Origin of the sequence: Methanococcoides orientis (genome assembly GCF_021184045.1) — an archaeon.
Classification (GTDB): Archaea; Halobacteriota; Methanosarcinia; order Methanosarcinales; family Methanosarcinaceae; genus Methanococcoides; species Methanococcoides orientis.
Window position 1 is genome coordinate 1,410,720 of record NZ_CP073710.1, and the last position, 15,219, is coordinate 1,425,938.

The 15,219-nt window shown below is 39.6% G+C and carries 14 protein-coding genes and 1 pseudogene; 6 read left to right on the top strand and 9 right to left on the bottom strand.

All coding sequences use genetic code 11. The features are described from left to right. The first annotated feature begins 13 nt into the window (after window positions 1-13). Window positions 14-3,169 carry a type I restriction endonuclease subunit R gene (locus J7W08_RS06740; protein ID WP_233083778.1) on the top strand — a complete coding sequence of 1,052 codons (3,156 nt, stop codon included), beginning with the start codon at window positions 14-16 and terminating at the stop codon, window positions 3,167-3,169. A gap of 1,167 nt (window positions 3,170-4,336) precedes the next feature. Here the strand turns inward: J7W08_RS06740 and J7W08_RS06745 are convergent. Together J7W08_RS06745 and J7W08_RS06750 are read right to left on the bottom strand one after the other, a co-directional pair. Next, window positions 4,337-4,759, bottom strand: coding sequence for a phosphate-starvation-inducible PsiE family protein (locus J7W08_RS06745; RefSeq protein ID WP_233083779.1), 423 nt, complete (start codon window positions 4,757-4,759; stop codon window positions 4,337-4,339). A gap of 1,021 nt (window positions 4,760-5,780) precedes the next feature. Then, window positions 5,781-5,927, bottom strand: a pseudogene (locus tag J7W08_RS06750) (CRISPR-associated endonuclease Cas1); the annotation flags it as partial. A 105-nt stretch (window positions 5,928-6,032) separates the two neighbouring features. Here J7W08_RS06750 and J7W08_RS06755 point away from each other — a divergent pair. Beyond that, window positions 6,033-6,662 (top strand): type 1 glutamine amidotransferase family protein, encoded by a 630-nt coding sequence (locus J7W08_RS06755; RefSeq protein WP_233083780.1) that lies wholly within the window; start codon window positions 6,033-6,035, stop codon window positions 6,660-6,662. 95 nt (window positions 6,663-6,757) lie between these two features. Here J7W08_RS06755 and J7W08_RS06760 read toward each other — a convergent pair whose 3' ends face one another. The 3 genes from J7W08_RS06760 to J7W08_RS06770 form a co-directional block, all read right to left on the bottom strand. Then, window positions 6,758-7,024 carry a CRISPR-associated endonuclease Cas1 gene (locus tag J7W08_RS06760; protein ID WP_233083781.1) on the bottom strand — a complete coding sequence of 89 codons (267 nt, stop codon included), beginning with the start codon at window positions 7,022-7,024 and terminating at the stop codon, window positions 6,758-6,760. Window positions 7,025-7,056: 32 nt separating this feature from the next. After that, window positions 7,057-7,773, bottom strand: a complete 717-nt coding sequence (locus J7W08_RS06765) for a molybdopterin-dependent oxidoreductase (RefSeq protein ID WP_233083782.1) — start codon at window positions 7,771-7,773, stop codon at window positions 7,057-7,059. Between the two features lie 140 nt (window positions 7,774-7,913). After that, on the bottom strand, window positions 7,914-8,240 hold the full coding sequence (locus tag J7W08_RS06770) for a hypothetical protein (RefSeq protein WP_233083783.1): 327 nt from the start codon (window positions 8,238-8,240) through the stop codon (window positions 7,914-7,916). An 89-nt stretch (window positions 8,241-8,329) separates the two neighbouring features. Between J7W08_RS06770 and J7W08_RS06775 the strand changes: the two genes are divergently transcribed. Beyond that, complete coding sequence (locus J7W08_RS06775; RefSeq protein WP_233083784.1) at window positions 8,330-8,824, top strand: GNAT family N-acetyltransferase; 495 nt, start codon at window positions 8,330-8,332, stop codon at window positions 8,822-8,824. 220 nt (window positions 8,825-9,044) lie between these two features. On the opposite strand, the gene J7W08_RS06780 is transcribed toward J7W08_RS06775, so the two are convergent. From J7W08_RS06780 to J7W08_RS06790, 3 genes are all read right to left on the bottom strand, one after another. Further along, entirely contained in the window at window positions 9,045-9,542 is a 498-nt protein-coding gene (locus tag J7W08_RS06780) for a flavodoxin family protein (protein ID WP_233083785.1), read from the bottom strand. A 247-nt stretch (window positions 9,543-9,789) separates the two neighbouring features. After that, complete coding sequence (locus tag J7W08_RS06785; protein WP_233083786.1) at window positions 9,790-10,182, bottom strand: hypothetical protein; 393 nt, start codon at window positions 10,180-10,182, stop codon at window positions 9,790-9,792. 318 nt (window positions 10,183-10,500) lie between these two features. Next, window positions 10,501-10,740 (bottom strand): MTH865 family protein, encoded by a 240-nt coding sequence (locus J7W08_RS06790; protein ID WP_233083787.1) that lies wholly within the window; start codon window positions 10,738-10,740, stop codon window positions 10,501-10,503. Between the two features lie 191 nt (window positions 10,741-10,931). Here J7W08_RS06790 and J7W08_RS06795 point away from each other — a divergent pair, with 191 nt between their 5' ends. Beyond that, the gene (locus tag J7W08_RS06795; RefSeq protein WP_233083788.1) at window positions 10,932-11,684 is read left to right on the top strand and encodes a winged helix-turn-helix domain-containing protein; all 753 of its coding nucleotides are present in this window, start codon (window positions 10,932-10,934) and stop codon (window positions 11,682-11,684) included. Window positions 11,685-11,917: 233 nt separating this feature from the next. Next, a complete protein-coding gene (locus tag J7W08_RS06800) occupies window positions 11,918-12,070 on the top strand; it encodes a hypothetical protein (RefSeq protein ID WP_233083789.1) in 153 nt (50 codons plus the stop codon). Between the two features lie 56 nt (window positions 12,071-12,126). Here J7W08_RS06800 and cca read toward each other — a convergent pair whose 3' ends face one another. Then, a complete protein-coding gene (gene cca, locus J7W08_RS06805; protein ID WP_233083790.1) occupies window positions 12,127-13,467 on the bottom strand; it encodes a CCA tRNA nucleotidyltransferase in 1,341 nt (446 codons plus the stop codon). A 299-nt stretch (window positions 13,468-13,766) separates the two neighbouring features. On the opposite strand from cca, the gene J7W08_RS06810 reads away from it, so the two are divergent. Next, window positions 13,767-15,113, top strand: coding sequence for an MATE family Na+-driven efflux transporter (locus tag J7W08_RS06810; RefSeq protein ID WP_375141043.1), 1,347 nt, complete (start codon window positions 13,767-13,769; stop codon window positions 15,111-15,113). Window positions 15,114-15,219 lie beyond the last annotated feature (106 nt).

The following is a 15,219-nucleotide window of genomic DNA, read 5'->3' on the forward strand; positions in this document are numbered from 1 at the left end:
CTGGGTGTGAGCCATGATAAACGAAAATGAACTAGAAAATCTGATTCTGAATTGGTTTCAGGACGTTGGTTGGAGCTATATTCCAGGCACCAATATTGCTAACGACGGTCAAACACCCGAAAGAGAAGATTATGGTCAGGTGCTATTGAATGGTCGGATTCTCAAGGCACTACATCGCCTCAACCCGGAAGTGCCTGCACCAATATTGGAAGAGGTGTTGAACCGACTCGCTAAGCCGGAACATCCATCTCTCATACAGAACAATCACTCTTTTCATAAGATTCTACTGGAAGGTTTTCCTGTAGTTTATGAAAAGGATGGTGAGAAACGTGGGGATAGAGTACGGCTCATTGATTTTGAGCATCGTGAGATGAATCAGTTTCTTGTTGTGAACCAGTTCACTGTACAAGGTCTGAAACAACTACGTAGACCCGACATTGTTGCCTTCATAAATGGATTTCCCATTGCTGTAATTGAGTTAAAGAATCCAACCGTCGAGCAGGCGGATATATGGGCTGCATATCATCAATTGCAGACCTATAAGAATGAGATATCCGATCTCTTCATGTTCAATGAAGCGATGATAATCTCAGACGGGTTCAATGCTCGTGTTGGTTCACTGACTGCATCAAAAGAATGGTTCATGCCCTGGCGTACCATCCGTGAAGAACAGGACAAACCTCTTCTAGAGTATGAACTGGAAAAAATAGTTCGTGGTTTTTTTGACCCTGATATGCTGCTTGATTATCTTAGGTACTTCATACTTTTTGAACCTACAGGCGATACGTTTGTGAAGAAAATTGCAGGTTACCATCAGTTCCATGCTGTGCGTGAAGCAGTTTATACAACTATAAGAGCTGCTGGATTGTCGACAAATACTGAAGAAAATGGAACACTTGGGGAATATACAAACAAAGTGGAACCTGGCTCAAAGCGTGGTGGAATAGTCTGGCACACACAGGGTTCAGGCAAGAGTATCTCCATGGCCTGCTTTGCCGGTAAACTAATGCAACAATCGGAAATGCAGAATCCTACTCTTGTTGTAGTCACCGATCGCAATGATCTTAATGGTCAGTTGTATCAAACTTTTGTTAATGCAAAGATGTTGCTCAAGGAAACACCTGTAAAGGCTGAAAATCGTGATGAATTACGCGAGCTACTTGCTGGCCGCCCTTCAGGTGGAATCATTTTTACTACAATTCAGAAATTCATGCCCAGAAAAGGCGAAAACCATTACCCAAAACTCACCAATCGTAATAATGTTGTAGTGATAGTCGATGAGGCTCATCGCAGCCAATATGGGTTCCAAGCTAAATTAGATGCTGATGTAGGGGCTTTCAAATACGGCTATGCTCATCACATGCGTTCAGCATTACCCTCAGCAACGTTTGTCGGTTTTACCGGTACTCCCATTGAAAATGATGACAAAGACACTCGTAAAGTTTTTGGATCTTATGTAAGCATTTATGACATCCAAGACGCGGTAATGGATGGTGCAACTGTGCCTATTTATTACGAAAGCCGCCTCGCAAAATTGGATATAAAACAAGCTGATATCGACATACTTAATGAGGAAGTAGAGGAAGTTTTAGAGGATGAGGAAGATCTTGCTCTGCGTGAGAAATCAAAATCCCATTGGGCAGCTTTGGAGCAACTGGTAGGAGCCGATAAGCGAATAAAAGAAGTAGCTAAGGACTTGACAATGCATTTTGATAATCGGAATGCTTCCATTGAAGGTAAAGGTATGATTGTCTGCATGAGCCGTGAGATATGTGTGAACATGTATAATGCTATCACGGAATTAAAACCACAATGGCACAGAGAAGACCCACATAATGGGACTATAAAAATTATTATGACGGGATCTGCTTCTGATGACGAACTCCTTCAGCCCCATATCTATAACTCCCAGACAAAGAAGATGCTGGAAAAACGTTTCAAGGATCCGAATGACCCTCTTAAAATTGTCATTGTGCGTGATATGTGGCTCACAGGATTTGATGTTCCATGCCTTCACACAATGTATGTGGACAAGCCGATGCGTGCTCATAACCTAATGCAGGCTATAGCTCGTGTGAACCGTGTATTCCATGAAAAGCAGGGTGGTCTTGTGGTTGACTATATCGGTATTGCTTCAGAACTTCGCTTAGCTCTGAAAACATATGTTGAGAACCGAGGTAAGGGAACGCCTACTATTGATGCCTCTGAGCCTCTAGGAATACTCAAAGAAGAGATGGAAAAGGCTCGTGACATGTTCCATGGATTTAATTATGACGATTACCAGGATGATGCAGCTGAATTACTTTTACCAGCAGCGAATCACATCCTTGGTCTTGAAAATGGACGAAAACGCTATTTTGATGTGATTGTCGCGATTTCAAAAGCATATTCATTATGCGGAACTTCAGATGATGCAATGAAAATTCGCGAAGAGATTGCATTTTTCCAGGCAGTTAAGGTAGTTATTTCCAAAGCATCTAACAGTGATAAAAAAATAGCCGATGAAAAGAAGAACCAAATCATCAAACAAATTCTTGACAATGCTCTCTTATCAGAAGGTATCGAGGATATCTTCAAATTGGCAGGCTTAGAAAAACCAGACATTAGCATTTTGTCTGATACATTTCTCGATGAAATCAGGCATCTACCACAGAAAAATCTGGCAGTAGAGTTATTGCAAAAGCTTCTTCGGGATCAAATAAAATCACGAGTTCATAACAATGTGGTACAGGAGCACAAGTTCAGTGAGCGCTTAACTGCCTCTTTGAACAGATATCATGGTCACACTATCAAAAGCGCTGAAATTATAGATGAACTAATCGCTATGGCCAAAGAATTCCGTGAAACTGCAAAGCGTGGTGATGAGCTTGGGCTCAATGATTCAGAATTAGCTTTCTACGATGCCCTAGCAAACAATGAAAGCGCTGTTCATGAATTGGGTGATGAGACTCTTAAGATAATTGCACTGGAATTGACAGAAAAGCTACGTAAAAGTACAACAGTAGACTGGCAAAAGCGAGATAGTGTACGTGCAAAACTACGTAATCTAGTTCGCATAACTCTGCGTCGCTATAAGTATCCACCTGACAAACAAAAAGAGGCCATTAAACTCGTATTACAACAAGCCGAACGTTTGTCGGATGATTGGAGCAAAGATGTTGAAAACTAAGCAGGTTAAATAGTTCATGTTTAGAGTGATTTATTTTCCTGCATGTAGTTTTTTAACTCAAATATGAAAAAATGTGTTGGAATAAAAACATATGTTTTTTTCTTTTTCTAGGCAATAGCATAACTTTTAGCAGCTGTCTTATTTTGTTTGACTAATACAAAAACGAACTAATATCACTTATTTATAGAATTCAGTTATTATATTATTTTTTGATTAATCCCAAGTTTGACAGTCAAAATAAATATTAGTGTTCTTAGTTATGTTGATTCGATCAAAAACGCAACAACAACTAAGAACATACGAAATAGTTCCTAATACCAATTATCCTTTCCAATTAGAACCATTCTTGCTGTTGAAAAATTTTATGATATCTTGAATTTTAACTCTGTTTTCAGCAAACACAAGCTAGAAACTGATTGAAACTGTTAAATTTGGGATTGATATAAATTCTAAACTATTTTGAAATAGACTTTCACTTTGTCATTAACCCCATAGATAATTTCAAAAAATCGATTTACAAGATGTATTTTTTGATGAATAATATATATTTTTAATTTCAACTTTCCTCAATTAAAATAATAAAACACCCTAAAATTATGAGTATCTATTTTTCAAGATACCTATTACCCCAACTTTCTATGCGAGGGGTAAGATTCGAACTCAAAAAAATCAAAATCTCAATTCAAAATTTGTAGCGTACACTTTTTTCACGTTATATATATCCCCGCAGAATACTTCGGGGATATAGGTAACGTGAAAAAACGGAACTTTTTAAATTTTAAATTGGTATTAGTATGCTTGGATGCTGATTCTTGCCTAAGGTTAAAATATTGAGAATCGCATAAAAATCATCAAGCTTTTCTAAGTACGAATATAAAAGTTTATAATCTAGCATATTAATTAAATGTCATGTTAGAAAAAATTGAGTTAGATTTCTTTTTTGGGAACTATCACAAAGACCTTTTAATGTAACTCTGGCTCTGTAGAAATCCGAATACCTGCTTAATATTCTAAGCATGAATTAGCTTAAAAAGGAGTGCTACAAATTGATACTGTATAACATCAATAAATCTGTTAGTTACAGATTTGTATTAGTTTATAGAGGATTTCTACAGAGCCTAGGAAATATAGTGATACATCACTTATTGCCCTTCATCAAATGGAGACTCAGTCCTCCAAAGGCGAATATTTGGCAGCTATAACCCTTATTACACCCAATGCCAGTAGCAATGCCGATAGACTTAAAACAAATTCATATTCAACTTTGTGGGCATAAACCTCAGATGCGATTTCACGCATGACGAGTAAAATCGTAGCATCGGTTATATATGTAAGTCTGATTCGCTCATGTTCACGATAATCAACAAAAGTCTTGAAAAGGTCAATAAGAACAAAAACTGTGAGAACACTAACTACTACATCAATAAAATCTATATGAATAAAATTGCCTTCAAGAACCTCAAATATAATTAAGCCGAGACTCACAAAAATATTTAGCACTCCCACAATTAGCGCTATTAGCAGTACATAAAGGATGGAAAAAGTGACTGAACGTATTACTGTATCAAATATTTTATCATGAGTTATCATTTGTCCCACACTCGTCCAAATTAGGCTAATAGTAATTAGCATTGATATCAATATATAGTTTTTCGGCTTTGTAGAAATCCTCCTGAAAACAGATGATGAAAGGTGTTCAATAGAGTGACAATCCCTCCGCCATATGCGTACATTGACATTGCTCCAACAACTGTGAGTGGTGTAAAAACGATGTACTTAAAAAATCCTGCTTCATATAACATGAAGAACTATATTATGTTATAAAGATATGAAATTTCGAAAACAACAAGGAGAAGTCTTCGTTTTTTGTGTTAACGAGATACCAAAATACAGATGAAGGGCCTTTCCGGAAAGACCTCACGATGCCTGGTGGATGCATTGAGCGGTGCGTTCAATTATTTCAACCGGAAGAGTGTGCATGTTCCGAGGTTTAGTTCTGGATTCGGTGTGAGCGGTGGGTTGAGGGTTTAATATTTATTGACCTCTGTGACTTGGCGTTTAAAGATAATGCTGTTCCCACATATTGCAACGAGTTCCCAATTTGAAGATCCATGTTTATTTAGTTGTCTTTCAAAATTTGTCCCGTCTATTTCGTCGACAAGATATTCCCAGTGATTTTTTTCTTCATAAGGCATATAAAACACTCCCTAAATTAATATTGCAGTAGCATTACTTTAATCTAATCCTGCATGATTGTCAACTTTCCTTTTTATATTCCCATCACTCAGCTCCACCTATGAGCTTTATCAATCTCTTATTTTCATCCAAACCTCAACCCAAAAATTCAAATCCCGTAGATGCATTTGCCAGCTCCGACCCTACGAAACCTACGCTTCTAACTTAAAATGGATCTCTGAAACCAAAACCAAACTTCCCAATGGAACAACATTCAACATCACTTCCACAATGCACAAGGAAGCCTTCTAGGCAGATCCTCTACTGAAAGGTACCATCACACCATTCCTGAAGAATGCAGTCATTGGAACGTACCACATTGAGACTGAGGACGACAAAAAACATGAGGTATTCATCCAAGAGATCGAAGAATATCTCAATTCTCCAACCTCTCCCTGACATGAGCATTGAGAGTAAACGGCTTATCACTCATAGCATTCTGCTTCATGTAGTGCAATGTGCCTTTAGAGAACCCCATCTCCTTCCACTCGGTGTAAGGCATGTCAATGATCTTCTTTCTCAACTGCTTGAATACTGCCTAAAGTAAATTTCAAAAATAGTTTTGTACCTACAAGTCAGTTTAGTAAATGAAAATATAGAATCACATACCAAAATCAGGAGTAATATAATGACTAAAATAGCTTATCTTTACGTTCTTAACACGATGGCCGACTGGGAGCCGAGTTACCTGATCGCGGAATTGAATTCCGGCCGTTATTTCAGGAAGAATGCAAGCGAATACACGGTCAGGACAGTAGGTATTACAAAAGAGCCTGTTGTTACCATGGGTGGGTTGCGTATTGAGCCAGACATTAGCCTTGATGAATTAATGACTGACGATGCCGGAGTGCTGATCCTGCCAGGTGGCGATACCTGGCTTGAAGATATTCACACGCCAATACTGGAGAAAGCAAAGGAGTTCCTGGATGCAGGTATCACTGTTGGTGCCATATGTGGTGCAACTCTGGGTTTTGCTAAAGCCGGCCTTCTGGATAACAGACTCCATACAAGTAACGATCTGGATTACCTGAAAACGGTCTGTCCCGATTACACCGGAGAATCATTTTATCGTCAGGAGCCTGCTGTGACTGATGGTAACCTTATAACTGCCTCAGGGATTGCCCCTCTTGAATTCGCAAAGGAAGTTATCAGGAACCTGGATATATTTTCGGCCCAGACCCTTGAAGCATGGTATCAGTTATATGTTACTCATAAGACGCAGTATTTCTATGCAATTATGGAGTCGCTGGAAGAGTGAGGTAAGAGTTTACAGTGTATTTTAGGTTTGGTATTCTGCTCCATGTCGTGCAAAAATGGATATATAAAAAACTAAGATATTCTTTGTTAAGGGAATTAAAAGATGGGAACAATGGAATTAGGCGCATTTTCAGTTAGTCTTAATGTAAAGGATATTGAAGCTTCAAGGTTAGGAACAGCTTTAGCATACTCATTCCAGTATTTCCAGGCAATTCCACCTTCAATACCAAGTATCTCTCTTATGGATTTAGCGTTCTCAAGTTTAGCCTTATCATCAGAGAAATCAGACTCAATCTTCTCCCCGAATTTTAGATCTTTTACTTCCTGGCTGAAAGCAGGGAATAGAAGCTCACGATATTCCAAGAGGGATTATCAAACTTCACAACTTAGACCCTTCAGCTAACATCTGCATTGTTGCTGTAGCCCTTGCTTTCCCAGTATCCCTGGTAATCCTCGTCAGTTACTTCTATCTTCACTATCCACTTTGCCCACTTGTAACCATATTTGCCTTCCGCAACAAGCTGCAGCGGGAATCCCTTGTCAGGAGGCAGTGTTATGTCATTTATTTTGTAGGCTGCAATTATGTTGTTACCCAGTAAATAATCCAATTCAAGAGCTGTGGAATAGCCCTCTTTGGAATAGAAAATGACAGTCTTCGCCCTTTCCTGCAATCCGGCTTCATTGAACATGGTCTCCAATTTAACCCCGGTCCATTTTGCATCATATCCCCAGCCTTCCCCATAATTAAGGGTTACTGCCTTTGAAACGGATGGATATGCCAGTATGTCATCATAAGTCAGGACAATCGTCTTGTTTACCAGTCCGGTTATCTCGAGCCTGTAATCGTCAGGATCAAGATACTGTATTCCCTTGAGGGAATAGGTTTGCTGCTCGTTAATCGGGGTAAGCTTCACACCATCATATTCCAGTGTCTCGGTTTCGTTCGATGGGAATACTTCTTTCTTCTCCCCGGGAGGAAATTGGCCGGGTCCTGCTGAAAGTAAAAACGGAAGAAGTTGTAAAGCACAAAAGAAATTTTTCATGTTATTTTCACACTCCGGGCATGCGAATCCTTTTGCAGGCTTATATAGCTTTTCACGATTCTTCTGCATCTTGATTGTTGATGTACTCGTTGAATTGCAGGACAGTTAATTTTGGATCTCTTGTGTTCATACCATTTCCTTAAAAGACTTGCTATGTAAATTATGTCGTTTTAAATGAATTATGCAGTGCAAAATTACAGGTATCTAATTTAGGATGAAATACACTCGACTAATTTTTCCACTGCATCCGTATTCAAATTAATATCATTATTCGCCAGAATCCTATCCTTTATCCTCTTGAAAGTGCCTCTGTTTACACCCCATTCTTCAACCTGTGATTGAGACAATTCAAGTATATTTCTCATAATGTCCTGCTTGTCAATGAACACCTGTGAACGCTTAACATCCAATTCCTGTTCATCAATGTTGTTAGCTTCCTTTCCAATATATATTACAGAATCAACATGAACATGCTCCCTTTCAAGAACCCCAACCTCACCATCAAACTTATGCTCAGGATGTTCCACATACTGCATATTTGTCCTGCTCAAGTCGTTGAATTCGGATAGATTTTAATTTTGCTAAGGATCAAATTTATCTTTTTGAAGACTTAAGCAGTATAGTTATGGAACAAGATCTCTCGATTCCACCAGTAATTATCCGACCTGCAACCGAAATTGACACTGCCCAAATAATGATCTTCATCAGGTCCCTTGCTGAATTCGAAAAATTAGCTCACACACTGACAGCAACCGAAGATGACCTGAAAACTTCTTTATTCGGAAAAGAACCATGTGCCGAAGCAGTGATAGCTGAGATCAACAACAACCCCGCCGGATTAGCACTCTATTTCCACAACTTTGCTGCATATATTGGAAAACGCGGGCTCTACATTGAAGCTATATATGTCGATCCTAAATATCGCGGATTAGGGGTTGGAGAAGCACTTCTAAAACATTGTGCGAAGATTGCAAAAGAGAGAGATTGCGGGACAATGGATTGGGTAGTTCTGGACTGGAATCCTGCAAGGAAATTTTATGAGAAAATGGGTGCTAAAGCAGAAGATGAATGGGTTTTTCACACCCTAGATGCGAAGGGAATAGATGATCTTGCAGAATGAATACATTCGTGTACTTTATTTCAAATTCATTTTCATCTATTTGAGAGCTTCAAGGCTCAGAGATCCACTTCTGCCATACACAACAATACTATATCCCCTCAATTCTCTACTAGAGGTTGTAAAGTTATTAGACATTGAGAATAGTAAGCAGGATTGAAAATCAAAATTGATCAAAGGAAATGTAAAAAGATTTAAAAAAAATGAAAATAGAAATGTTCGGTCACTGGACCTTTGCCTGAACTTCCTTTGCAAAATCCTTTGCTTTCTGAAGATGAGCTTCATCTGGCTGTCCTTTTGCAGCTGGTCCCAGCGCAGCAAATGCCTTCATCTCAGGGTCATCGGACTTTTCGAGCATATCAAGAACTTGCTGTGCAATTTCACCCTGACACTCAAATGTACCAAGTAAATTACCCTTGGCTGCGATATCCTTTAATGATCCAGTCCATGATTTAATGGCCTCAAATCCTTCAGGAACACCATGGGTCATGAAGAATGCTATGTCCTTACCGGCTACATTCTCTTTTACTATTTTTGAAACATTCTCCGGAACATTAAATTGTAATACAGGGAAACCTACGAAGACAAGGTCATAACCTTCAAAGTTGCTTAGATCCTTGATGTCTTTGATTTCCTTTTCATCAGCAATTTCATCATAAATAGCTTCTGCGATCTTCTTTGTGTTTCCTGTCTGTGACATATATGATACTAATGTTTTCATGAACTCCCACCTTATAATTGATATAAAAAATAGGTTGTACAAATTTATAAAGATGCGGGTTGGTAAAATGTACGAACATTGAATTGGTACAGATAAATATACTATAAAAAAGGACCTTTGCAAGCTTTATCATTAACAGAAACCTTCTGCCCTCATCATTCCAGCCTCTCCCTTACATGACCATTAAGCGTAAAAGGCTTATCAGCTTCAATATCGCCTCCCCTGAACTTCATTTCTCGTTTAATATTCATAACTTTTCATGTGGGAACATCAAAGTAAAATTCCCATCCTCGAGTATTTCTATGTTCACGGTCCTCTTTTTTCCATCAGGGAACTCGACCTCACCGATATAACTCGATTCAACTGCATCCTCAAAACCATGGCTTAATGTTCTCAAAAGCAAACTACAATTCCGAATCAGGTCCAAAAAATTTGGCATATTAACCGTATCTCCGTCCTCCTCGAACATTCCAGCCTCCATAACACCCATGCTCACATAACCAAAGAACGGAGGAGCCAATCTTTTTCCACTAGGACTCAAGACCTTATCAAGGTCCATGAATTTACCATCTTTCACTGCATCCTGAATAGTATAAACCTTTTCAAACAAGTCCTCTGATCCCTCATTTTTGTCAGACATTCTCCTTTCCCTCCACACTCTTCTATCATTCTCTAAATTCATACCCATCGCATGATCTTTCAGGGTTATAGCTAACTGCCATTTTTTGTACGCTAACAATTTAGGCAATAAGAATAGCAAAATCTTAAAAAATGTAGGATGAAGTCATTTCCAGATTTATTCTTTTGACTTCAGGTATTCTGCAATATTCTTACCCAGTTCTTTTGCTGCAGCGACAGCTTCGGGTTGGTCTTCGAATCTGTTTATCCCTACTTATCCACTCTTATTAACAATCAACTTGTAAACATCTTAAATATTGTGTACAAAAGGGTGTGGGTATCACAACCCTGCCCTTTCAACAAGAGTATCTGCAATCTGTTTCGCACTTTCGATCGGGAAGTCCTCTGATGTAAGAAGTGCACCTGCTTCTCCTGCAGTTATTTCGACATCTCCTGCTTTACATTTGGTGTCTGCACCTGCAGGCATTGCTGCAAGAAGGTCTTCAGGTGTGTTTATAGGGAATGTTGCATTTACAAGTGCTCCAACGATCTGGGAATGGATTTCTTCTTTTACGCTCATATTTTACTCTCCTTAATAGGTTTTTATATGGCTGCATGTCTTCCGGAAGATTAGAACCACAATTAATAATTGAAAGGTTACCCATATATACTTGAGCGGCATTGTAATGTACTTAGTACATTCGGGTAACTCCAATGACTATTATGGTTGTGCTGGAAACCTTTATAACCAATATGCAGAAAATCACTACTATGAACGAAGATTGTGAATCAGAACTCGGAGACATCAGGGAAAAACTCGATGAGATCCACAGGGATATCAGGACATTTACCGAAGATTCCAACAGAGAACATCTCGAATCCATTCTGGCTTTTGTCCGAGATGATTATTCCAATGTCCTGGAAAAGCACCTCGTTGACGATCTAAAAAAAGGCCTTTCAAAGAATATGGTCAAGAAATGTGACAGGCTTGACCAATGCAGACCTATTTTCACAGATATGTTGCAGAAGAATGCAGCCCTTATCAAGCAACCTTCTGTTGACAGTGAAGTTATTGATAAAAAACGCGTAGATATCAAAAACTTAAGGAAAGAAATGCCCTACGATAAATGTGACATCTGCTTCGCCGAGGCAACCGACCTTTTTGAAAAACAGGTCAGCCTCATGCAGTCTCTGAGGATATATGAGACAAAGAAGGACAAGAAGCAGGACATATCACTTATCCCGGCACAAACTGTGATCGATGACGTGCTTGATCCCTTATGTCACACAAAACGTTTCGAAATATTAAAAGCAGTTTCCAGCCAGTCAATGAGCTTCTCTGCCCTTTCCAAGCTTACAGGTCTTCGCGGAGGAAACCTTTTGTTTCACCTCCAGAAGCTCTCGGATAGCGGGATGATCATCCAGCAACATGAAAGAGGCGATTATATGATCACTGCTAAAGGATTTAGGGTAATGGAAGGTGCCAGCGATATATATTTCTCCCTCGTCCCTGAAGAGAATTAAGCTTTCTGGAACAACTGTAGAGAAGCAAGATCAGTGAAAACATTCAAATTTAAAAATAAGCTAAAGCAATTGACCTAACAGGTAATTAATAGGCGCCAGAATTAATAAAATCGCCTATTGATATTGATTTCATACATTAAATGTGCTAACACCAACTTTTAATGTTAATAAAACCTTGATATATATTGCATTTCATTATTTTTTTTAAAGTGTATTTCCAAGAGGTGTTATGTGTGTCAAAAAATATGTGTGCATGGAAAAAAGAGGACATCAGAGACAAGGGAGATGAATTCAAAGAACTTGTCACAGATGCGAAATTCTATTGCAAGAATTGTGGAAGGGCATCAAACGATATGAAGTACCTTTGCAGACCGGGGAAACTCTAAACCGGTCATGAGATTTAACTTTCCGATCATTTCCAAGAGACCGTTACAGATGACTCTCAGAGCCAGCCATTGAGGAAGCTTCGCAATCCCTCATCCTTCAGATCAAGGATCTGCTCACCCTCAAGAACTGTGAACCCTTCCCTTACGCTCTTAGAAATATGCTTTCCAAGGGAACATTTGCCAACTTCGGATTCCAGAAATACAACTGCATCAGTATGTTTGCGAGGAATCTCAGCAACATAGAAACCATCCTGAATTGTCAGGGAGTAAGCGTCCGGGTTGTCCACATACTTTGACCTGAACGCCTCAGCATGAGCTCGCACCCATACAGGTGGACCCCTATGCCTTTTCACATCCGGCAGAGTCTTTGAAATAAGCTCAAGGATGACGACGGAATCTTCGCCACTCCACTTGCCTGCCTTCAGGACAGTGAACTCGTTCTTCTCAAGCAGAGGAACGATGGAGTGCTCCATCTTGGCAAACTGGGGGTAGAAGATGTCATCCACGACATCAGGTGTTTTGAAAACGATCGCTACCAGAGATGTGCCACGGAGGTCCATCCTGTCCAGCAGTTCAGCGTCGGATATGGGAGGTTCCTGAGAAGCGAAGAACATGGTTTCATCGGGTTTCTCAAGAAAGCTCCTGGAAGCATCGACGAACGTGCAGAACTTATCCAGTGATAGTGCAGCAGCAACATTCCTTCTGGGGTCAGTGGGATCAATAACAACAAGCGGATCCTCAAATTTTTGGGCACCGTGTTCCATCAGGTCAAGAAGCAGACCCGGGCGCCACTCAGATGCAGCCTCCAGCACTTTTTCGAAAGAACCGTAGTTGATCACCAGAAGCTCTGTGAGATAACCTGAGAATCCTTCGGTCTTCAGCTCGGAGCCATAGACACCTGTGCCTTTCATGAACTGCTTGAGCAACAGCACATCATCCTCGCGACCATTGAGATGAGCTTTTATGAACTCATTATGGAAAGGTGTCCTGTCCACTGCAGAAAGGATGCATGATGCGCTGGAAACACTGTAACATGGAACAAGATCGACATCAAAGCCACCGTATTTCATCTTCACATAAGGATGCTCTGCATAGTGCTCATCCCACTCCTGTGCCTCTTTTGCTATCTGGCGACCAACGGAGAGACCGTAGCTCTCAAGGTCCTCACGGCTTGTGGTGTCAGGGAACATGATGAATATATCAAGGTCATGGGTTCCGGATATCCAGGTACCTCTGGCTGCTGAGCCTACAAGTTGTGTTTTCACACCGGTCAGACCGACCTTAAAAGTGATGCAATCGATCTTGTACATCAGTTCATCGGCAACTTTGGTCAGACGTGCCCTTTCTTCATCTGATGGCTTGATCTTATCCAGAATTCTGTTTTTGATATCTTCCATGTTCATTCTCTCGATGATAATCCTTGTAGGTACTACTCCTCAAAGGTATAAAACCATTTGAGATGAACGACGCTTGATGCTTGATTATTCGACTTTAATGATATTGTATTCAGATAAAAATATAGAGAGATTTTAGATGAAAACATTATAAAATTTACATAAAATAAAAGAGAAAATATTAAGTAGACGGAATCCGTACCAGCAAAAGATTTGAGGTGTTGAAATTTTCGATGGAACTTGTGCTATTCGTAAAAGTATCATGAAGATCAAGTCGCCTAAATTTATCAATAGGTGAAAACGTGAACAAAACTATAGAATCAATCAAAAGAATTAACTTGCGTCTATTCTTAGCACTTCTTTTGACCGGTTTGATACCAACGGCATACACGACTGTACGTATATTTTTCCTTGGAAATCTCCCGAACGATTGGGGGATTAATATTGCCTCACAACTCATGTGGGTCAATCTTCTCTACGAAATATTACAGGAATCCCTGATTTTACCACTTTATTTCATACTTGGAAAAGCAATATCGAATACTAACGAGTTCACGAACCGTCTAAAGGGTAGTTTGATAGTGGTATTCTCTATATACACCGCCCTTTCACTGCTTATATCCATATTCGCCGAGCCGATGGTAGTGGCAATGGCACAAACCCCCAATTTGGTGACTGCTACAGTGTCATACATACGTCTGGAAACGATAGCATATATCTTCCTGACAATGTGGAAGTTCATAATGCTCGTACTTCTTCTTATAGGAAGAGACAAACTGATCTACATCGTGCTCGCAGTCCAGATGGTCCTCACAATGCTATTGGATACATTGTTCATTTCAGAACTTGATTTTTCTCTGAACCTTGGAGTAAATGGTATCGCAATAACCAACATAATAGTAAACATCATCCTCTTGGCAGTCTTTTTGGTCCTGCTCAAGAACAATGAGAATATAGACATATTCCAGAAAGACAGAGTCAGTTTTAGCTGGCTCAAACAATGGAAGGTAATTGCAGGTTATTCCGGCCTTGAAACTTTGATAAGGAATATAGCGTTCATGTTTATGGTAGTGAGAATGGTAAACATCATCAGCGAACCGGGAACATTCTGGGTCACTAATAGCTTCATCTGGGGATGGTTACTGCTTCCGGTGCTACAACTGAGTGAATTGATAAAAAGTGATTGTTCCAAAAGCGAGGAGAATATTACCAGGAATTTCAGAGGATATATGGGGATCACAACCATAATAATTGCAGCTTGGTTGGTGACAATACCACTCTGGGAACCGTTCATTAAGAATGTAATGAATATGGGAAATTATGATGTGATATTCCACCTTGTACTGATATCACTACCTTTCTACATCATATTCGCATACAACAACCTCATAGATTCAATATTTTATGGAATAGGGAAAACGGAATACATGTTGTTCCAATCAGTTTTGGTGAACACCATATTCTACGGTGCTCTTTTCATTCTTTTCCAGATGGGAGTATATAAACCCACATTGGAATTGATCACATTGATGTTCGCAGCAGGAATAGCAGCAGACTCAATGCTCACATTTGTGATGTACTGGTACTTATCGAAGAAAGGTAAGATCGTGCACAAGTACGGACTGGAGGCGTCGATGGCCACAGATTGACTTAGACAACTCAAACCGAAATTCCTTTTTTAACCAGCATTAGCAGAGTTCACCGAAAAATCGATTTTACCGAAAATTGATTCAAATAGATGCAATGTTGTTGACG

What these genes read in the sequence shown, in the direction of transcription:
- J7W08_RS06790 (WP_233083787.1), bottom strand. Translation starts at nt 10,740, where the DNA reads ATGAGCGTAAAAGAAGAAATCCATTCCCAGATCGTTGGAGCACTTGTA.
- J7W08_RS06775 (WP_233083784.1), top strand. Translation starts at nt 8,330, where the DNA reads ATGGAACAAGATCTCTCGATTCCACCAGTAATTATCCGACCTGCAACC.
- J7W08_RS06755 (WP_233083780.1), top strand. Translation starts at nt 6,033, where the DNA reads ATGACTAAAATAGCTTATCTTTACGTTCTTAACACGATGGCCGACTGG.
- J7W08_RS06765 (WP_233083782.1), bottom strand. Translation starts at nt 7,773, where the DNA reads ATGCAGAAGAATCGTGAAAAGCTATATAAGCCTGCAAAAGGATTCGCA.
- J7W08_RS06795 (WP_233083788.1), top strand. Translation starts at nt 10,932, where the DNA reads ATGAACGAAGATTGTGAATCAGAACTCGGAGACATCAGGGAAAAACTC.
- J7W08_RS06745 (WP_233083779.1), bottom strand. Translation starts at nt 4,759, where the DNA reads ATGATAACTCATGATAAAATATTTGATACAGTAATACGTTCAGTCACT.
- J7W08_RS06780 (WP_233083785.1), bottom strand. Translation starts at nt 9,542, where the DNA reads ATGAAAACATTAGTATCATATATGTCACAGACAGGAAACACAAAGAAG.
- J7W08_RS06740 (WP_233083778.1), top strand. Translation starts at nt 14, where the DNA reads ATGATAAACGAAAATGAACTAGAAAATCTGATTCTGAATTGGTTTCAG.
- J7W08_RS06785 (WP_233083786.1), bottom strand. Translation starts at nt 10,182, where the DNA reads ATGTCTGACAAAAATGAGGGATCAGAGGACTTGTTTGAAAAGGTTTAT.
- J7W08_RS06770 (WP_233083783.1), bottom strand. Translation starts at nt 8,240, where the DNA reads ATGCAGTATGTGGAACATCCTGAGCATAAGTTTGATGGTGAGGTTGGG.
- cca (WP_233083790.1), bottom strand. Translation starts at nt 13,467, where the DNA reads ATGGAAGATATCAAAAACAGAATTCTGGATAAGATCAAGCCATCAGAT.